Origin of the sequence: uncultured Tenacibaculum sp. (assembly GCF_947504135.1) — a bacterium.
Lineage (GTDB): Bacteria > Bacteroidota > Bacteroidia > Flavobacteriales > Flavobacteriaceae > Polaribacter.
In genome coordinates this window covers 97,274-116,925 of record NZ_CANNGG010000001.1, presented here as the reverse complement: position 1 = coordinate 116,925, position 19,652 = coordinate 97,274, and the positions used below count along the sequence as shown (strand labels likewise).

Sequence of the window (19,652 nt, the reverse complement as noted above, 5' to 3'; positions counted from 1 at the left end):
TATGAAACAAATAATTACTGTATTTTTTTTACTAATTGTAACCACAATTTTTTCACAAAACCTTACTGTTATTGATGCTGAAACAGGAAAACCTGTTGAATCTGTTACTGTATTTAATAAAAATAATACAACGTATGCTGTAAGCGATGAGTTAGGAAAAGTTGATATTTCAGCTTTTTCAAAAAATGAAGTGCTAATTTTTTCGCATGTTTCGTATGCAGAATATCAAGAGAAAAAATCAGCTTTAAAGGTAAATAATTATCATGTGTATTTGTCAAAAAACTCAGAGCAGTTAGATGAGGTGGTCGTTTCGGTATTTAAGAACAGAGAAAAAACAAATCGTATAGCAGAACAAATTGCGGTAGTTTCATCAAAAGAGATAGAAAAATTATCACCACAAACATCAGCAGATTTATTATCGAGTGTACCTGGAATAAAAATTCAAAAATCACAATTTGGGGGAGGAAGTCCTGTAATGCGAGGAATGGAAAGTAACCGAGTGTTATTAGTGGTTGATGGTGTTCGTATGAATAATGCGATTTATAGAAAAGGACACTTACAAAATTCAATTACAGTAGCTCCCAATTTATTAGATAGAACTGAAATTGTTTTTGGTCCGTCATCAGTAATTTATGGTTCAGATGCTTTAGGTGGAGTAATTCACTACTATACAAAAACACCAAAAATATCAGAAAAAGGTAGCGAAGTAAAAGGAAGTGCCTTTTTACGATACAGTTCAGCAAATAATGAGGTAACCAATGTAGTTTCTACCGAACTTAGATTTAAAAAATGGGCATCATTTACCAGTGTAGCTCACAGTAATTTTGGTGATTTACGAATGGGAAAAAATCGTTCTCATGGTTTTAATGACTGGGGCAAAGTACCTTTCTACTCTAATAATACTGATAGTTATTACAACGATACACCAGTTGCAAATTCTAATTTAAATATTCAGAGAAATACTGGTTACAGTCAAACAGATGTATTGCAGAAGTTTTATGTTCCTTTTTCAAAAGACACCGATTTTAAGTTAAACATTCAATATTCAAACTCTTCAAATATCCCACGTTTTGATAAATTAACAGAGTTAAAAGGAAATGGAGATTTAAAATTTGCTGAGTGGTATTATGGTCCGCAAGAAAGATTATTAGTTTCGCCACAATTACTCATCAATTCAAAGAAAAAATGGATGGATAAAGGAACAATTACCTTAGCATATCAAAACATAAAAGAGAGTCGTGTTCAACGAAAATTTGGAAGTTTAGATAGATCGTATAGAAAGGAAGCAGTAGATGTTTTTAGTTTGAATGGAGATTTTACAGTTCCGTTAGCAGCGCATAGAAATTTAGGGTATGGAGTTGAGCTTGCTTATAATGACGTTGCTTCTAATTCTTACGGAAAAACATTGCGATTAAACGGAAATGAAATTATCGGGTTTGATGGTGATTTTGCAGTTCAATCTCGTTATCCTGATGGTGGAAGTAGTTATTTAAGCTCTGCTTTTTATGTAGATTACCGTCAGGATATCAATGCTAAATCTACTTTAAACACAGGTATTAGAGGTACGCATACAGTATTAAAAGCTAAGTGGATTGATGAAACATTCATAGATATTCCACAAAACGATATTCGATTAGATAATCAATCCATTACAGCAACGATAGGTTATGTATATAAGCCAACAAGAAATTGGCAATTAAACGGAGTTATTTCTTCAGGTTTCCGTTCTCCAAATATTGATGATGTAGGAAAAATTAGAGAGAAAAGCGGTAGGTTAACAGTTCCTAATACCGAGTTAGGACCCGAATACGCATATAACTTCGAAATAGGACTTCAAAAATATGTTAATAATAGAAAGTTTAGAGTAGGAATGAATGCCTATTACACAATATTAGATCGAAATATCACTCGAATTCCGTATGAATTTTTTGGACAAAGTACTGTGTTCTACGATGGAGATGAATACAATACTGCTGATGGAGAAATTTTAACGAATTATAACAGAGGAAGAGCTTACATTACAGGATTTACTGCAAGTTATGAAGGTAAAATCTCTAAAAATTGGAAAACATCGGGATCAATAACGTACACAAAGGGAAATACATTAAAGTCGGAAGAAAAAGGAGTGCCAGATGAACCATTATCATCTATTCCACCATTATTTGGTCGTTTCGATTTAAGTTATGTAAATAAGAAGTTTGAAGGAGGAGCTAACTTAGTTTTTAATGCTAAAAAAGACATTTCTGATTATAACCTAACAGAAGGTATAGATAATCACCAACAAACACCAATTGTGAACCCTGATGCAACAAATGATATTGATATGTATTACGGTACTCCTAGTTGGATGACTGTTGGATTGTACGGAAAATATCAGTTCACTAAAAACATTGCAATACAAGCGCAATTGTCTAATTTATTTGACGAGCATTATAAAGAATTTGCCTCTGGAGTATCTTCTGCAGGACGCAATATTTCAGTATCTTTACAAACGAATTTTTAAGCGCAAACAAATGATTAATTTTTTCAGATTAGTAAGTTTATTAGAAGGATTATCTTACATTTTATTGCTTTTTATAGCAGTTCCAATTAAATACATGCAAGGAAATCCAGAATATGTAAAAATGTTAGGAATGCCTCACGGATTACTATTTGTAGGGTACATCGTATTAGCAATTATGTTGAAATACGAGTTAAACTGGAACAGTAAAACTTTCGGAATTGTTTGTTTGTTGTCTATTTTACCTTTCGGAACCTTTTTCGTAGGGAGATATCTTAAGCAAGAAACAGTATAATATTGATTTAATGTGTTAGTGATTTAATGTAATAATGACATTCTTAAAGTTCATGCTACATTAAATCATTATTACATTAGTAAGTATATCATTAAACAACTACCCTCCGCTTACTGGAGGTATAATGGCTATTACATCATTTTCTCGTATGAGTGTATCATCGCTTGCATAACTCTCATTAATAGCCACAGCATACGAACTCATTTTTTGAAACTCAGGAAATTCATTAGAAAGAAATTCTTTAAAACTAGCAACTGTGCTTTTGTTAGGTAGTTCTAGGGTTAATGAAGAACTATCAGCTAAATCTGCAGCGATACCAAAAAGTAATAGGGTTGTTTTCATAAAGTAAAAGTATTCTTATTTTTATAAAAAAGCTTCAAAATTACTTTTTAACAAAATTTTAACATTTATAGTAAGTGATTGATTATTAGTATTAAAAAAAACTAAATTAGGGATAACCCTGAGAAGAAAATGGTGCCAACTCAGGGTTATCCCTGATAGGCTTTAACATTTGTTAAAAAGTAATTTTATATGTTTGAGAAAGGTAATAATAAAAATTTGATCACTTTTCTTATTACCCACTAGCTAGTAAAAGAAGAAGAATGTTTATAAAATTGCGCACATTTTTCTTTTTGTTTTATAAAACTGATTATGCTCTTTAACTTACAAAAGAGTGTACAGTAAATTATTAATCAAATTAAAAATTTTAAAAATGAAAAAAGTAATGTTAATAGTAGCAATGTTATTTGCTACAAGCAGTTTAGTGAATGCTAATGTTAGTGTTGAAGAAAGAACAGCAAGTGATTGTGTAAAAAGCTCAAGAGATGCAGTAGAGGCTTTAGCAGAAGAGTTTGGATGGGATATTCATAATGGGGGGTCAGAGTCTGAATTTGCTGTAAAAGTATTCAAAACGATTTATTTAGACTGTTATAATAATTTATAATAATACAGATAACAAGGTTGTTTTTACAACCTTGTTTTAAGATTAATACTTATGGTAAAATATATATTTTTTTTAGCAGTATCAGTTGCTTTTGGTCAAAAAGTTAACAAAGCCACCTACGAAATAATATTAAACAAACCTGAAAAAACAACTAAAGTAAAAAACATTAGAGCTCAACTTTTAATAGAAGATGCTAAAAATGTAGAATATGAGATGTTATTTAATTTAGTAGAATCTTATTATTTTGAAAAAGAGGTGTTGAAAAATGATTTTGAAAAAGGAATTAACTTGACAAAAGTACTCGCAGGAAATAATAATAAATACTATACAAGTTACGGAAAAGAACAAAATTGTTTTTATTTAAATGAAACTGAAGGCGACAATCTTTTTGTTTCTTATAAGAAAGTAGTATGGAAATTGTTACAAGAATCTAAGAAAATTGGTGACTTACTATGTTATAAAGCTGAAACATTAAATATTAATAAGAGTAAAAAGTTTAGACCAACAGTTGCATGGTATGCACCAGAAATACCTTATAGTTTCGGGCCTAATAAATATCACGGGTTACCTGGGTTGATTGTACAGCTTAATAATAATACATTAACTTATAATTTAAAAAAAATAGAGTTTTCAATCTCAGATAAGATAAAAAAACCAAAAAAAGGAAAGAGAATTACAGAGGAAGAGTTCTTAAAAGAGTTTTATAAAAAATATTCAGATAAAAAATAATGAAGAATAATTTGCTTTTCTTTATTTGTATAACACTTTCCTTGAATATATGGTCACAAAATAATATTCAAGGTATAGTAACTTATCAAAAAGAAAAATTAAATGCTATTTATACCGAAGATAAGAAAGAAAAACTTGGAGTTAAAAAATATACAAAGTTTTCTAAACTTGAGAAAACGACAAAAAAAGCTCATAAATCTTTAAAATTTTATCTCAAATTTAATGAACAAAAAAGTTTATTTAATGTACAAGACTTAATGAATACTCCTAAAGATAAATTTCTAAAATTCTCTATAGGGTCAGAAGGTAAAGGAATTTATTATAATTCTGTTACAGAAAGATTGAGAGAGAAAAATACTTTCGGTGAAGTTTTCATTATAAAGTATAATCGTCTAAAATGGGAGTTAAAAAATACATCAAAAAAAATTGGAAATTATACTTGTTTTAAAGCAGAGACAATAGAGAAAGTTAAAACTAGAAATGGGTTTAAAGAATATAAGATAGAAGCATGGTATGCACCCGAAATAAATGTGTCATTTGGACCCATAGGTTTTTCAGGAACACCTGGTTTAATTCTGGAGTTAGAAAGAAATGGTATTAAATATTTTGCTACAAGTATTACCTTAAATCCACAAAAAGAAGTGATTGTAAATAAACCTAATAAAGGAAAGGTAATAACTGAGGAACAATATAGAAACATGCTTATAAAAGCGAGAAAAGAGTTTAAAGAACTTTAAAGAAAAAGAATTTTTTAAATAGTTATTTTTTATAAAAAATGAAATACAAGTTTTTCCTTTTTGTCTTCATAACATATTGTTTAGTACTAAATTCTCAAAATACCATACAAGGTAAAGTTTTTTATACCATTTCTATGAATCCAATTAGTAATAAGTCGGTTGATTCAATACTAAAAAAACAAAAAACACCTAAGCATGTACAGCCTTATGTTCGAAAAATGTTGCAAAATAGTAAAGATGTTATGGGTGTTTTGTTGTTTTCTAATGCAGAGTCGTTGTATCAGGTAGAAAATAAAATGAAAAATGAAGGGACAGTAATGAGCGTAACCTACCTTGCGGCTGGAGCTAAAAGTAAATATTACAGCAACTCAAAAGAGAAAGATTATTTTAAACAAATTGAAGTAGGTGAGTCACTCCGCGTAGAAATGCCTACACTTGAATGGAGTATTTCCCAAGAAACTAAAATGATAGGGAATTATCAGTGTTTTAAAGCAGTAGCAAGGCAAAAAGTTAGGGATGATAAACCAACAAGAATGGTAGAAGCGTGGTTTACACCAATGATCCCTGTTAATTTCGGGCCCAAAGAATATTTTGGTCTCCCTGGATTAATCTTAGAGATTTCTCACGATCAATTCTTTATAAAAGCTACGAGCATAACCTTAAACCCTAAAGAAGAAATAAAAATTGAAAAACCCAATAAGGGAAAGAGAATGACAGAAAAAGAATATACAGAAATGAGTAAACAATTCTTTAAAAATTTAGAAAGAGGTAAAAGATAGTTTTTATGAAAAAGAAAATAGTTGTTGTTGTTTTTATCTTATTTTTTAGTGTTTTTTCATATGCCCAAACCATTGTTTTTAAAGGAGTAGTAAAAGATAGTTTACAAAATTCATTATCGTTTGCTAACGTTATTGCTAAACCCAAAAAGGCAACAGAAAACATGAGTTTTGCTATTTCAGATGAAGAGGGAAACTACCGTTTAGAACTCAAAAAAGATAATAACTATACGATTAGTGTTAGTTATTTAGGGTATGAGACTACTAGTTTTAATATAACATCAGTTGAAAACACAACAAAACATATTGTTTTAAAAGAAGCAAAAAACCAGTTAGATGAAGTTGTTATTGAATTACCCGTTACTGTAAAACAAGACACCATTATTTACAACACAGATAAGTTTGTTGATGGAAGCGAACGTAAATTAAAAAACGTACTTAAAAAACTACCAGGCGTTGAGGTAGATAAAAATGGAGGTGTTACGGTACAAGGAAAAAAAGTAACCAAATTATTAGTAGATGGTAAAAAGTTTTTTGGGGGAGGTACAAAACTTGGGGTAGAGAACATTCCTGCTGATGCAGTTAATAAAGTAGAAGTTATTGATAACTACAACGAAGTTGCTTTTTTAAAAAATGTATCTGACTCTGAGGATATGGCAATGAATATCCAGTTAAAAGAAGATAAAAAGCGTTTTGTTTTTGGTGATGTTGAAGCAGGAGCAAATGTGGGGTATGATTCTTATCATAAAGCAAACGCTAACCTTTTTTATTACTCCCCAAAAACCAATGTAAACTTCATAGGGAACCTAAACAACATAGGTGAAAAAACTTTTACATTTAAAGATTATATGAATTTTCAAGGAGGAGTTAACGCAGTATTTAGTGGTAATTTTAATTGGAAAGGTGGTGATTTTTCTCAGTTCTTAGAAAGTCGCGACGTATTAAGTAGTAATCAACGTTTTGGTGCACTAAATATAACCAAAACCGTGGCGAGTAAATTAGATGTTTCTGGGTATGTTATTTTTTCACATAGTGATACCAAGAGTTTTAATGAAACTCGTAATGAATACACGACGTTTATAGAAGATAAAACCAGTAAAACGAATAGTAATAATTTGTTAGGTATTGGTAAATTAAATCTTGAATATGCACCCAATACCAAAGAGCAATGGTACGCAAGAACGCAAGTAAAAAAATCAGATGTTACGAAGGAGAATACAATTTTATCCATAATTAATACAGATAACAATAGTATTGAAACTGATAGAAACAATGATGTTTGGTATATAAACCAAAATTTTGAATGGCATAAAGATCAGTCTGAGAAACACACTTTCTCTGCAATTGCCGATTATACGTTTGATAAAAATACGCCAACCGCTAATTGGTTAGCCTCAAATTCGTATGCCAAAACGATACAAAATATCGTACAACCTGTAGATACTACACAGAGTCAATTGCGTTTATTTCAAGATAAATTTACTGAAAAACATTATTTACATACCGTTTTTAAAGATTTTTGGGTATTGAATAATAACAATCATATTTATTCAACAATTGGTAACACTCATCAACAAGAAAAATTTACAAGTAATGATTTTCAGTTGTTGGATGATGATAGTATCAATGAATTTATATCGGGCGGATTTAACAATAGTACTGTTTTTAAACACAATGATTTTTTTGCAGGAGTCCATTATAAATTTAGAACAGGAATCTTCACTTTTAAACAAGGAGCGTATTTACACAACTATCGTTGGAAAGTAAATCAAGAAGAGTTTATAGAAAAGAGTAAATGGGTTTTATTGCCCGATTTTCTACTAAAAATTGAATTCAATAAATCAAAGAAAATAGAACTGAACTATAATTTAAAAACAAATTTCTCTAATGCTTCACAACTAGCCAATCGTTTTTATTTACAGTCGTATAATTCAGTTTTTAAGGGAAATCCTAATTTAGAAAATGAATTGTATCATTCGGCACGATTACGCTATAGGCGTTTTAGTTTGTACCGAGGGTTAATGCTACACGCAAGTGCGAATTACACTAAAAAAGTAAACGGATACAGAAATGCTGTAAGTTTTGATGGAGTAAACCGTTTTTTAACAACACAATTATTCGAAAATCCAAGTGAAGATTGGAATATTAGAGGCTCTTTACGAAAAAGAATAAAGAAAATTCGGTATAATTTTATAGGGAGTTATAACAACTCTAAATATCTTCAAAGCATCAACGGTGTATTTGTAAATAATAGAAATACAAACTATTCCATGGAATTGGGAGCGGAAACCTTGTTTGATAATTTCCCTACAATAGAGGTTGGTTATAAACGAACGATAGGAAATTATACATCAAGTAACTCTGTATCAAAATTTATAACTAACGAGCCATTTGTAACTATAGATTACGATTTTTTAAAAAGTTTTATTTTTAATTTTGATTACACACATTATGATTACCAAAATAAAGCATTAGGAGCAAAAAATAACTACAATGTTGCAAATGCTACTCTATCGTATCAAAAAGAAGATAGTCCATGGTTATTTAAGTTTACTGCTCAAAACTTATTTAACACAACTTTTAAACAAAGTAACAGCTTTTCAGACTATTTAATTTCTGATACTAAAACACACATAATGCCAAGGGTTATGTTGTTTAGTATTGGGTATAAACTATAATTTTATCCCAAAAAGGACTCTGTTTTCATTTTTTCCGTTAAAGTTTGAGCGAGCAAAATCTACACGTAAAAAACGCCATTTTCCAATACCAACATTATCTAAACCAATAGCAAATTCAGAATAGGGTTTGTTGCCTGCTGTAAACAGTCCTTTTGCTCCTGTAACTAAATAAAAGTTCAGCTTATTTAATAAAGGAATTTTACTTAATAATGCTCCTTTAAAATTGTATTCTCCATGAAGCTCAGCATATTTATCGTTAGAGCTTAATTTGTAATAAGGAAGCATGTAAAAGTTGTTTAAATAATTGTTGTTAGGAGCTATTAATAAACGATTTCCGTTAAAATGAGCATAATCCATAAACGGAATATCTTTTTGTTCTAAGAACAACCCTCCTTTAGCTTTGTAGGAAAATTCTCCCCAGTTGCTTAAATTAATATGTTGGTACAGTTGTGAGAATATGATATCTGAATTCCACTCAGAATTTCCAGATCCGAAGTTTTTTTGATAACCAATATATAACGATGGATATTTATGACTGGTAATGTTGTATTTTCCATCAGGGTATGATAAATACTTTTGACCAAAATTGATGTTAGCTCCCGCCGAAAATGTCCACATATGATGCGGAGTAAATCCTGAAGTAAAGTTGTTTGGTCCTTGTGGATTGTTAGAAGTGTAATCAACATCTTTTTTAGGGAACATTACATAGTCTGAGGTATTGAATAGCGGTTTTCTGTCGGCAAATTCTAGAGAAGAAAACATACGAATTCCGTTGGTTACTTCTTGTGAAAAAGAAGCTTTTGCATAGGTTTTTTCGTAGATTTTCAGGTAATTTCTTTCAAAACCAATTGAACTTATGGTATTCCAAAACTTAGAAATAGGTTCTTTTTGGTTGAATTGTGGTGTGCCAATTCCCCCAGAAACATGCAGGTATGGTCTTGTTGTATTATTCCACTGGTAGTTGAAGTAGGCAGTAGGGCGTGCTTTTTTTTCTGAAAAGCCATAATTAACATCGGCTCCCATACCAAATCGTTTACCTTTTTTGTTTAGAGTTTTTCGGTAGTTAATTCCTAAAGAAGAATTCCAGCCTTGTACGGTGTTAAAATTGATGTTTTCAATGGGAGAAGAAATGCTCAACGACCATTTGTTGTAAGAATCTCGGTAGGTATAACCAGAAAGAATATCTAGCGGTTTAAATTTGTTGTTTTTGGTATCGATTGAATCTAAATATTTTTCTGATTTTCGAATGGTTTTTATGCTGTCCTTTAATTTGTAATCCGATATTTCTTCAGAAGTTAAAGTCACGGGACGAATTTTATTCCAGTATAACGAATCCTTTTCTGTAGCATTTTCAGCAAACGAAAGTACTTCGTTACCAAAAGTATCTTCAGTAAAATTAGGATTAAAATTATAGTTAGAATAAGCAGCAGAAAATCGACCGTTAAAATGAAAGCCCAATAACCCTGCTTTAAAATCTATAGTTTGTGTAACGGGTACCCAAGCTTTGTTTTTAGTAGAGAAATTATAGTTTTGCTTAATGTGTAGTGAATCTACGATAGGCAAGCTTATTTGTGCACCAGTGACAATAACATCGGCTCCATACACAGCCCAATCATCTTCAACGATATAAATATATCCATTAAAAACACGGTCATTTTTACGTTTAGGCAGTAGTTGAATTTTGTTAATTAACTTTCCATTTTCATTGTAAAATACTCCTGCTAGCTTGTAATTATAGTATCCGAAAGCTCCGTTTGCTATAGGGGAAATTATACTAACATCCGCTAGATTAAAAGAGTTTTCATAGAAGTTAAAATTTACTTCTTCTGCTTGATTAAAACTAATTCCGTTGTCTTGTCCACTAACTTTTGAAGCTATAATATGTTCTTTAAAGTTTTTAGGTCTTTTTTGGAAAGCGATTTTTGATACCGTTTCAGAAAGATATACCACACCACTTCGGGTAGAGTCCAATCCACCTCCCATATCGCCAATGTCTTGTCCTAAAAACTTTTTAGGAAGATCTTTTACTTTAAACAAACCTCTAGAGTAAAAATCGGCAGTATATTCAGCAAACTTATCGGTATTTTTAACTTTATTAGCAATAGCATTCCTAATAATTTTGTTAGCAGGGTTTTCTTCAGAAGAAACTACAACTTCATCTAAGGTAACTTCTTCTTCAGTTAAAACAACATTTAAGATAAAAGGAAAAAAGTTGATGTCAACCGTTTTTTTAATGGTTTTATAACCTAACATTTGAAATATTATAGTGTGCTGTCCTGTTGAGTTAAAGGCTAACTCATAGTCGCCATTTGTATTGGTTGTGGTACCTGTAATAGTGTTTTCTAAATATACACTTACAAAAGAAATAGGTTGGTTTTTAGTATTGGTAACCTTTCCTGTAATTTGAGAAAAAGTAATTGAAGAGCATACTAAAAATAAAAATGTAGTTATGGTTTTCATAGTCAGTTAGTTGTTGGTAACAAACATAAAAGAAGAACTTTGTAAAGTGTATTTAAGAAGTGTTAAATAACTTACAAAGTTCTCTTAATATAAATAAGACTATGAAGTAGAAAAAATGTTACAAAAGACTATTTAACAGTATCTTTTTGTTGTTTTTTCTTCTTTCCAAATAAACCACCTAATACGTCGGTTACTTTTTTAACGGTTTCTTCTTTTTTGTTGGTTGTACTAGTACTATCTTTCTTTTTGCCTCCTAATAAACCACCTAAAGCATCATTGACTAATTTATCTTTTTGTTGATCGATTAGTTTTTGACTTAATTTACTAACCGATGAAGACATGTCTGTTTTTACAGAAGGACTTGTCATGTTACCTGTAATATTAGCAGTAATAGGAACTGTTATGTTTTGTTGTTCTTTAGCGCTTAGTTTAGAAAGTAATCCTTGTACTTCGTTACCTAAATATTTAGCAGGAACGTTTAACGTAACGTTGTAGTTCATTGTTTTGTCAAACCCGTGGTTTCCACCAACAGTAATACCAATGTCGTTATATTTTAAATCAAATGGTTTTACCACCACTTTACCTTCTTTAAAAGACAGGTGTGTTTTAATATCAGATAAATCTAGTTTTTTTAAATCAATAAAAGACAATTTATTGTTTAATAAACTAAGTGCTTTTGTTTTTTCAGGGTTTATGCTAGTTGTCAATAGTTCAGCTAAAGCATTACCAGAAATTGAGGTAAGGTTTGGTGTAAAATCATCATTTAAACTTCCAGCTAAGTCAATGTCAGAATTTAATTTACCATTCATAGCACCTGCAATAGGACTTATTGATTGTAGTAAATCTAAACTAGTAAACGATTGAGCAATATCAAAAGATTTGATATCTAACTTCATATCGAAAGTAGGTTTTTCCTTTTGTGTATTAACTTCTCCATTTAAGGCAATTTGACCATTAAAAATACCAGCATTCATATTTTGTAAAATGGCTTTTTCATCTTTTAAAAGAAGTGTTCCTCTTACATTTTTTAAAGTCAAATTATCGTAATATACGGTTTGAGCGTTTGCAGAAATAGCACAATCTAAAAATGCAGGAATTTTTAAAGATTCTTTAGGTGTATCTTTTTTAGAGTCATCTTCGTTTTCGACAGCTTCAGGATTTTCTTGCATAAAATCACTTACGTAAAAGTTGTTTGAATTCAGTTTGAAGTTTCCACGTAATTTTTTGTCAGAAAGTAAAAAACCTAATAAGTTTTTAAGCGTTCCAGTAGCATTTAAATCACTTTTTCCAGTTGTAGCATCAAACTTTGTTAAGCTAACGGTACTTGGTGTAAAAGTAACAACGGTATTTTTAATATGGATAGGGTTTACAACATCTTTTGGAGAAAAAACAAAATCGCTTACCTCCATTTTTCCGTTGTTTTTAATACGACTTACAACATTATTTTCAATAGCTTTCATATCAAATTCGGTATGTAAATCTGCTTTTAAAACACCGCTTAATTCATTTTGTAAATCAATAGGGTAAGCTTGACTTAATTTAGCAAGATTCAATGTCCCCTTTACGGTAGCATTAACTTTAGGATTAGTTGTTAAATTGTAGACATTTCCTTTTCCAGAAAAAGTATCCTGATCAATCTTAAAAGAAAGACCATTAATGGTAACAAACGTATTTTCGGTTTTACCAGTAGTGTTTTTTATTTGCGCATCAATATTAATGTTTTGAACACTTTTAGGCAAATCAGGATATTTAAATGAAGCATTATTTGACTTCATAGAAATGTCTAACTTAGGAATATGGTTATCGTCAATAATTCCGTTTACTTTTCCATCTACACTAAAGCTACCAGTAGTAGAAACGTTAGCGATACTTTTCGTATAAGCTTCAGGAATCAATCCTAAAAAGTTTTTAAAGTCAGACGATGGGGTTTTAAAGTTAATATCAACTTCTTGGTTGTTTTCGTTTATTTGAACATATCCGTCAAAAATTAAAGGTAAATTATTCAATTTCGCTTCATTTTTTAAGAAAGAAAACTTCATGTTGGTTAAATCCATACCTAAAATAGCATCTAACTCTATTTTTTGATTGTTTGCGTACGAATTTCCGTCCATTCCAAAAGAAACTAAGGTAGAAGTTTGAGTGTCCAATTCTGTGTTTGATTGAGAGAAGTCACCGCTACCGCTGTGGTTTAACTCAATTAATTCAAGATTTAGTTTCCCTTGTTTATCATTATATTTTATCGTAGCGTTGTTAATAGCGTATGAGTTAATTGATAATCCAAAAGTTGATGGTTCTTCATCTTTTACCTCTTTAGTATCAGTAGGTTTTGCAATATCGTAGTTCGCATTTCCTTTTTCATCAACTAGTACATTTACCAAGGCATCATCAATAGTAAACGATTTGATGTTTAGTTGCTCAGATGAAGCTTTAAAAAGTTCGGTAAGTTTTAAGGCTAAGTTTACTTCTTTACCATATACTAAAGTATCTCCTTCAAAAGGAGCATTGTTAATAACCGTTAGATTAGATAATTGTACTGATGCGTTTGGGAAATTTCTAAGCAAGCTTAAACTCGAGTCGCTAAAATCAACTTTAGCGTTTACGTTGTTGTTAATGGTAGTTTTTACCAAGTTCATTACTTTATCTTGGAATAACAGAGGAATGCTAACCAATAGGACAAAGAAAAAAACTACTATAGCTATTATTATTTTATAGATCTTTTTCATAAAGAATAAAGTTTATCATGTAATACTAACGAACAAATTTCAACATTTATTTGTAAATAGAAAGTCAATGAAATGATAAATTTTCTTTTGGTAATTTTGCGCTGATAAAATCACGTATTTTGAATAAGAAACAGCAATATTCAAACTTTATAAAAGAACAAGCAAAACGCTTGGGTTTTTTGGAATGTGGTATTGCAAAAGCTGATTTTTTAGAAGAGGAAGCTCCTAGGTTAGAAAAATGGTTGCAGAACGGATATCATGGAGAGATGCATTATATGGAAAACCATTTTGACAAACGTTTAGATCCAAGGTTATTGGTTGATGGAGCGAAATCAGTAATTTCTTTATCGTATAATTATTTCCCTTCGGAAGTTCAGCAAGAAGGAAGTTATAAGATTTCTAAATATGCTTACGGACAAGATTATCATCACATCATCAAAGATAAATTACGGGAACTATTACAGTTGATTAACGATGAAATAGGAGAAGTTTCTGGTCGTTGTTTTGTTGATTCTGCTCCTGTGTTAGAACGTGCTTGGGCGCAAAAATCAGGATTGGGTTGGAACGGGAAACACTCGTTATTAATTCAAAAGCAACAAGGCTCGTTTTTCTTTTTAGCTGAATTGATTATTGATTTAGAACTTGAATATGACGAACCTTTTAAAACTGACCATTGCGGTAGTTGTACTCGTTGTATTGATGCTTGTCCAACACAAGCTATTTTACCTAACAATACGGTCGATGGAAGCAAATGTATTTCGTACTTAACAATTGAGTTAAAGGATGCAATTCCATCAGAATTTAAGGGAGAAATGCAAGATTGGATGTTTGGTTGCGATGTATGCCAAGATGTATGTCCATGGAATCGTTTTTCACAACCACACGAAGAAAGTTTATTTATGCCTCAAGAAAACTTACTACAAATGACAAAACGTGATTGGCAAGAGTTAACACAAGAAACCTTTAGTAAAGTGTTCAAAAAATCAGCAGTCAAACGTACAAAGTTTACAGGATTATTAAGAAACATTGACTTTATAAAATAATAAAACCGCTTTTTAAAGCGGTTTTTATTTATGTTTTAAAGATTATTTAGGATTGGTCTCTCCAAAGAAAAACCAATTAATTCCTTTTTTAATTTTACCTCCTTCTTTAGGAGTGTCTTCTACTGCTCCATTTGATCCAGCAGCTCCACTATCTTCAAATAACTTTACAACAAAATCATCGTAAGTAGAACTAACTTCTTCTTGTAAGTAAGAGTTGAAGTATAATTCACTAGCTTTTTCTCCTTTTACTTTTTCTATTTCTAGAAGTGTTTTGTATAAAGGTTCAATTTTTTGAATTACACTTTGAGGTAAAGCTTTTCTTCTACCTGTGTAACCAGTAATTTTTCCTTTATCATCTTTTTCAACATCAAAATCGGTAATAACCCAATAGTATCTACCAGTTCTGGTTAAGTTTTTTACAATAGCATGGAAATTGTTTCCTTGTTTTAGGTTATCCCATAATACCTTAAATACAACTTTAGGCATATCAGGATGTCTAATGACATTGTGAGGCTCTCCAATAAGTTCTATTTTATTGTACTCTGAAGCTTCTTCAAAAGTGTCATTCATGTACAAAATAGTCCCTACAGGGTCTGTTTTACTAATAATAGTTTTAGACTTGTCCCATTTAACCTCTTCGTCTATGACTTTAGAAGGTCTAAGAGCGTTGTTTGCGTCCATTTGTTTTTTGTTTTAATAGTTATTCGGGGTGGTTTTACTTGCAATTGGGGAGCAAAGATAAGATTTTTGTATCAAAAAATTTTATGGTTTGTTTAAAAACAAAGCTTTATTTAGGTTTAGTTAAATATCAGTGTAGAAATGTGTTATCTTTCAAAGAAAGATGATAGAAATGTGTTATTTTTTAGATAAGAACAGTTGGAAAAAGAGAAGATTTATTAAAATAAAAAAGGGCTGAAACAAAAGCTTCAGCCCTATCAAAAACATTTTAAAGGGGATTGTTGGGGATACTTATGTTTTTATGTTGGATTGGTATCTCCAAAGAAGAACCAGTTTAATCCTTTTTTTAGCGGGTTCGTTTCTGCTTTAACTTTTTCAGCTTCTTCTTTTGTTAGCTCTTCGTTAAATAAATCAACAACAAACTCATTGTAAGTTTTACCTACTTCTTCCTTTAAATACGCTTCGAAATACATTTCGCTAGCTTTCTCTCCTTTTAATTTTTCAATATCTAAAAGAGTTTTGTAAATAGGTTCAATCTTTTTAACAACACCATCAGGTACCGCTTTTCTTCTTGCAGTATACCCTATAGTTTTACCGTTTTCATCTTTATCGATAGTAAAATCGGTAATAACCCAATAGTATCTTCCAGTTCTTGTTAGGTTTTTAACAATTGCATGAAAGTTTTCACCTTTCTTAAGAGCGTCCCATAAAACTTTAAAAGCTACCTTGGGCATATCTGGGTGACGGATAATATTATGAGGTTCGCCAACTAACTCAATGGTACTGTATTCACAGGTGTTAGAAAAAACATCGTTAGCATATAAAATTGTTCCGTAGATATCGGTTTTACTTACAATGGTTTTAGTTTTGTCCCATTGTACTTCTTCGTCAATAATGTGTCTTTGTGTAGTTTCCATTTTCTATTGGTTTAAGGTTAGGGCAAATTTGAGAAGAAAAAGAAAGATTAAATATGACTTTTATCAGGTTGTCAATTATTTTTTGATTGATGTTCTGTAACTCTTAAATTTAACATAAATAGTATAAGGAGTACTATAACTTTTATCGGAGAGTAAATTATTTTTACTTAACAAACAAAATGTATATTTGTAAGTTCAAACAAACAAGAACGAACCTATGAGAGATTCTAGAAAAAGGCATGAAGCTTTACTTTATCATGCCAAACCGAAGCCAGGAAAAATAGCAGTAGTACCTACCAAAAAATACGCAACTCAACACGATTTATCATTAGCGTATTCACCAGGAGTTGCTGAACCTTGTTTAGAAATAGCGAAAGATAAAAACAACGTTTATAAATATACTTCAAAAAGCAATTTAGTGGCTGTTATTTCAAATGGAACAGCGGTTTTAGGATTGGGAGATATTGGTCCTGAAGCATCCAAGCCTGTAATGGAGGGAAAGGGATTGTTATTTAAAATTTTTGCTGATATTGATGTTTTTGATATTGAAGTTGACGCAACAGATGTAGATAAATTTGTAGAAACTGTTAAGGCTATAGCACCAACTTTTGGAGGAATTAACTTAGAAGATATTAAAGCTCCAGAAGCTTTTGAAATAGAAAGGCGATTAAAAGAGGAATTAGATATTCCGGTAATGCATGATGATCAGCATGGTACAGCAATTATTTCAGCTGCAGCTTTAAAAAATGCATTAGAAATTAATGAAAAGGATATTAAGGATGTAAAAATTGTTGTTAACGGAGCAGGAGCAGCAGCAATATCATGTACGCGTTTATACTTAGCCTTAGGCGCGAGTCGTGAAAATGTAATTATGTGTGATAGTAAAGGGGTTATCAGAAAAGATAGAGATAATCTAACGTCACAAAAAGCAGAGTTTGCTACAGGTCAAGATGTGAGTACTTTAGAGGAAGCAATGTTAAATGCTGATGTGTTTATTGGTTTGTCAAAAGGAAATGTGGTATCTCCTGAGATGTTATTGTCAATGGCGAAAAACCCTATTGTTTTTGCAATGGCAAATCCAGAACCAGAAATTGAGTACGATTTAGCAATTGCGACAAGAGACGATATTATCATGGCAACAGGAAGGTCAGATAATCCTAATCAGGTGAATAATGTGTTAGGATTCCCTTTTATTTTCCGTGGAGCATTAGATGTTCGTGCTAAAAAGATTAACGAAGAAATGAAAATAGCTGCGGTACATGCATTGGCAGATTTAGCTAAGCAATCAGTGCCAGAGCAAGTAAATATTGTGTACGATGAGGTAAGTCTTTCCTTCGGAAAAGAGTACATCATTCCAAAACCATTTGATCCAAGATTAATTTATGAAATTCCTCCAGCAATTGCGAAAGCTGCGATGGATTCTGGTGTAGCTCAAGAGCCTATTGAAGATTGGGACAAGTACCGTGAAGAGTTAATGGATCGTTCAGGGACAGGAAGTAAAGAGGTTAGGATGTTACATAACCGAGCTAAGAAAGATCCAAAACGATTAGTGTTTGCTGAAGCAGATCATTTAGATGTGTTAAAAGCTGCACAGAGAGTTTATGAAGAAAAAATTGGACATCCAATTTTATTAGGAAGAAGAGAAATCATCTTAGAGTTAAAAGCTGAGTTAGGTTTTGATGCTGATATTCCGATTATCGATCCTAAAACAGATGAAGAAGAAGATAGAAGAAATCGTTATGCTGAAGCTTTCTGGAAAACAAGACAACGTAAAGGAGTTACGTTTTTAGAAGCTCAAAAATGGATGCGTGAACGTAACTATTTTGCTGCAATGATGGTAAATTCTGGTGAAGCAGACGCATTGATTACAGGATATTCAAGACCATATCCTTCTGTAGTAAAGCCAATGTTAGAGTTGATTGAAAAAGATCAAGGAGTAACAAGAGTAGCGGCTACCAACATGATGCTAACCAAGCAAGGACCAATATTCTTGGCAGATACGACGATTAATATCAATCCAACAGCGAAGGATTTAGCTAAGATTACACAGTTAACATCAGTATTAGCTAAAATGTTCGGGATGAAACCAAATGTAGCAATGTTAGGTTTTTCAAACTTTGGTTCATCTAAATCTGAAAGTTCAGCCAAAATAAGAGAAGCAGTTTCATATATCCACCGTAATTACCCTAATGTTGTTGTTGATGGTGAATTACAAGCAGATTTTGCGTTGAATCCTGAGTTATTAGCTAAAGAATTCCCGTTTTCTAAATTAAATGGAAAAAGAGCCAATGTTTTAATCTTCCCTAACTTAGAATCAGCAAACATTACGTACAAATTAATGAAAGCTGTAGATGAAGTAGAGTCTATAGGGCCTATTTTATTAGGAATGAGTAAACCAGTACACATTTTACAATTAGGTGCTAGTGTAGATGAAATGGTAAACATGGCTGCCGTAGCAGTTGTTGACGCTCAGAACAAAGAAATGAAAGCTAAAAAGAAAGCTCTTCAGAACTCTTAATGAGTTAGGAAACTTTTTTTAAAAAATAATTTTGTCTATTTTAGGCAAATAGAAAAAAATCGCTAGATGATAACACAAATTAGGGGGAAGCTTGTGGAGAAAAATCCTACATACGCCGTTGTAGATTGTAACGGGGTAGGATATTTACTCCATATTTCACTAAACACATATTCATCATTACCAAATGATGAATTTGTGTTGTTATATACACACTTATCTATTAGAGAAGACGCACACACGTTATATGGTTTTTCAACCAAGATGGAACGAGAAGTTTTTTTATTGTTAACTTCAGTTTCAGGTGTAGGACCAAGTACTGCAAGAACTATGTTGTCTTCAATGACTTCTCAAGAAGTTCAACAAGCTATTGCTTCAGAAGATGTAAAACTAATACAATCAGTTAAAGGAATTGGAGCAAAAACAGCGCAACGCGTTATTGTCGACTTAAAAGATAAAGTTTTAAAAACTTTTGATCTTGATGAAGTTTCTGTAGTACAGAACAATACAAATAAAGAAGAAGCGTTATCTGCTTTAGAGGTTCTTGGCTTTGTTAGGAAGCAGTCCGATAAAGTAATAGGGGGAATATTAAAAGAAACACCTGATGCAAGTGTTGAAATACTTATAAAGCAGGCGTTGAAAAAATTATAGAAAAGTT

Annotated in this window: 15 protein-coding genes; 10 read left to right on the top strand and 5 right to left on the bottom strand. The window is 31.4% G+C overall.

Annotation, left to right across the window (positions count from 1 at the left end):
- Window position 1 precedes the first annotated feature (1 nt).
- Window positions 2-2,503: a TonB-dependent receptor gene (locus tag Q0663_RS00490; protein WP_299004692.1), complete on the top strand. Its 2,502-nt coding sequence runs from the start codon at window positions 2-4 to the stop codon at window positions 2,501-2,503.
- Window positions 2,504-2,513: 10 nt separating this feature from the next.
- Window positions 2,514-2,795, top strand: coding sequence for a DUF3817 domain-containing protein (locus tag Q0663_RS00485; protein WP_299004690.1), 282 nt, complete (start codon window positions 2,514-2,516; stop codon window positions 2,793-2,795).
- A 99-nt stretch (window positions 2,796-2,894) separates the two neighbouring features.
- On the opposite strand, the gene moaD is transcribed toward Q0663_RS00485, so the two are convergent.
- Complete coding sequence (gene moaD, locus Q0663_RS00480; protein WP_299004688.1) at window positions 2,895-3,137, bottom strand: molybdopterin converting factor subunit 1; 243 nt, start codon at window positions 3,135-3,137, stop codon at window positions 2,895-2,897.
- A gap of 370 nt (window positions 3,138-3,507) precedes the next feature.
- On the opposite strand from moaD, the gene Q0663_RS00475 reads away from it, so the two are divergent.
- Genes Q0663_RS00475 through Q0663_RS00455 form a run of 5 tightly spaced genes read left to right on the top strand, consistent with a single transcriptional unit; the run spans window position 3,508 to window position 8,658 of the window.
- On the top strand, window positions 3,508-3,738 hold the full coding sequence (locus Q0663_RS00475; RefSeq protein WP_299004686.1) for a hypothetical protein: 231 nt from the start codon (window positions 3,508-3,510) through the stop codon (window positions 3,736-3,738).
- A 51-nt stretch (window positions 3,739-3,789) separates the two neighbouring features.
- Entirely contained in the window at window positions 3,790-4,467 is a 678-nt protein-coding gene (locus Q0663_RS00470) for a GLPGLI family protein (RefSeq protein WP_299004684.1), read from the top strand.
- Entirely contained in the window at window positions 4,467-5,204 is a 738-nt protein-coding gene (locus Q0663_RS00465; RefSeq protein WP_299004681.1) for a GLPGLI family protein, read from the top strand. The genes Q0663_RS00470 and Q0663_RS00465 overlap by 1 nt, the downstream gene beginning before the upstream one ends.
- A gap of 38 nt (window positions 5,205-5,242) precedes the next feature.
- Complete coding sequence (locus Q0663_RS00460) at window positions 5,243-5,983, top strand: GLPGLI family protein (RefSeq protein ID WP_299004678.1); 741 nt, start codon at window positions 5,243-5,245, stop codon at window positions 5,981-5,983.
- 5 nt (window positions 5,984-5,988) lie between these two features.
- Window positions 5,989-8,658 carry a TonB-dependent receptor gene (locus Q0663_RS00455; RefSeq protein ID WP_299004675.1) on the top strand — a complete coding sequence of 890 codons (2,670 nt, stop codon included), beginning with the start codon at window positions 5,989-5,991 and terminating at the stop codon, window positions 8,656-8,658.
- On the opposite strand, the gene Q0663_RS00450 is transcribed toward Q0663_RS00455, so the two are convergent.
- Together Q0663_RS00450 and Q0663_RS00445 are read right to left on the bottom strand one after the other, a co-directional pair.
- Window positions 8,653-11,118, bottom strand: coding sequence for a DUF5686 family protein (locus Q0663_RS00450; protein ID WP_299004672.1), 2,466 nt, complete (start codon window positions 11,116-11,118; stop codon window positions 8,653-8,655). The two genes, Q0663_RS00455 and Q0663_RS00450, sit on opposite strands and share 6 nt — an antisense overlap.
- Before the next feature lie 128 nt (window positions 11,119-11,246).
- Window positions 11,247-13,841: an AsmA-like C-terminal region-containing protein gene (locus Q0663_RS00445; protein ID WP_299004669.1), complete on the bottom strand. Its 2,595-nt coding sequence runs from the start codon at window positions 13,839-13,841 to the stop codon at window positions 11,247-11,249.
- A gap of 119 nt (window positions 13,842-13,960) precedes the next feature.
- Here Q0663_RS00445 and queG point away from each other — a divergent pair, with 119 nt between their 5' ends.
- Window positions 13,961-14,884, top strand: coding sequence for a tRNA epoxyqueuosine(34) reductase QueG (gene queG / locus Q0663_RS00440; protein WP_299004667.1), 924 nt, complete (start codon window positions 13,961-13,963; stop codon window positions 14,882-14,884).
- 42 nt (window positions 14,885-14,926) lie between these two features.
- Here queG and Q0663_RS00435 read toward each other — a convergent pair whose 3' ends face one another.
- The gene (locus Q0663_RS00435; protein WP_299004665.1) at window positions 14,927-15,565 is read right to left on the bottom strand and encodes a PAS domain-containing protein; all 639 of its coding nucleotides are present in this window, start codon (window positions 15,563-15,565) and stop codon (window positions 14,927-14,929) included.
- A gap of 296 nt (window positions 15,566-15,861) precedes the next feature.
- Complete coding sequence (locus tag Q0663_RS00430) at window positions 15,862-16,479, bottom strand: PAS domain-containing protein (RefSeq protein WP_299004663.1); 618 nt, start codon at window positions 16,477-16,479, stop codon at window positions 15,862-15,864.
- Between the two features lie 217 nt (window positions 16,480-16,696).
- Between Q0663_RS00430 and Q0663_RS00425 the strand changes: the two genes are divergently transcribed.
- Both Q0663_RS00425 and ruvA read left to right on the top strand, forming a co-directional pair.
- Entirely contained in the window at window positions 16,697-18,997 is a 2,301-nt protein-coding gene (locus Q0663_RS00425; protein ID WP_299004661.1) for an NADP-dependent malic enzyme, read from the top strand.
- A gap of 66 nt (window positions 18,998-19,063) precedes the next feature.
- The gene (gene ruvA, locus Q0663_RS00420) at window positions 19,064-19,645 is read left to right on the top strand and encodes a Holliday junction branch migration protein RuvA (RefSeq protein ID WP_299004658.1); all 582 of its coding nucleotides are present in this window, start codon (window positions 19,064-19,066) and stop codon (window positions 19,643-19,645) included.
- Window positions 19,646-19,652 lie beyond the last annotated feature (7 nt).

What these genes read in the sequence shown, in the direction of transcription:
- Q0663_RS00490 (WP_299004692.1), top strand. Translation starts at nt 2, where the DNA reads ATGAAACAAATAATTACTGTATTTTTTTTACTAATTGTAACCACAATT.
- Q0663_RS00485 (WP_299004690.1), top strand. Translation starts at nt 2,514, where the DNA reads ATGATTAATTTTTTCAGATTAGTAAGTTTATTAGAAGGATTATCTTAC.
- moaD (WP_299004688.1), bottom strand. Translation starts at nt 3,137, where the DNA reads ATGAAAACAACCCTATTACTTTTTGGTATCGCTGCAGATTTAGCTGAT.
- Q0663_RS00475 (WP_299004686.1), top strand. Translation starts at nt 3,508, where the DNA reads ATGAAAAAAGTAATGTTAATAGTAGCAATGTTATTTGCTACAAGCAGT.
- Q0663_RS00470 (WP_299004684.1), top strand. Translation starts at nt 3,790, where the DNA reads ATGGTAAAATATATATTTTTTTTAGCAGTATCAGTTGCTTTTGGTCAA.
- Q0663_RS00465 (WP_299004681.1), top strand. Translation starts at nt 4,467, where the DNA reads ATGAAGAATAATTTGCTTTTCTTTATTTGTATAACACTTTCCTTGAAT.
- Q0663_RS00460 (WP_299004678.1), top strand. Translation starts at nt 5,243, where the DNA reads ATGAAATACAAGTTTTTCCTTTTTGTCTTCATAACATATTGTTTAGTA.
- Q0663_RS00455 (WP_299004675.1), top strand. Translation starts at nt 5,989, where the DNA reads ATGAAAAAGAAAATAGTTGTTGTTGTTTTTATCTTATTTTTTAGTGTT.
- Q0663_RS00450 (WP_299004672.1), bottom strand. Translation starts at nt 11,118, where the DNA reads ATGAAAACCATAACTACATTTTTATTTTTAGTATGCTCTTCAATTACT.
- Q0663_RS00445 (WP_299004669.1), bottom strand. Translation starts at nt 13,841, where the DNA reads ATGAAAAAGATCTATAAAATAATAATAGCTATAGTAGTTTTTTTCTTT.
- Q0663_RS00435 (WP_299004665.1), bottom strand. Translation starts at nt 15,565, where the DNA reads ATGGACGCAAACAACGCTCTTAGACCTTCTAAAGTCATAGACGAAGAG.
- Q0663_RS00430 (WP_299004663.1), bottom strand. Translation starts at nt 16,479, where the DNA reads ATGGAAACTACACAAAGACACATTATTGACGAAGAAGTACAATGGGAC.
- Q0663_RS00425 (WP_299004661.1), top strand. Translation starts at nt 16,697, where the DNA reads ATGAGAGATTCTAGAAAAAGGCATGAAGCTTTACTTTATCATGCCAAA.
- ruvA (WP_299004658.1), top strand. Translation starts at nt 19,064, where the DNA reads ATGATAACACAAATTAGGGGGAAGCTTGTGGAGAAAAATCCTACATAC.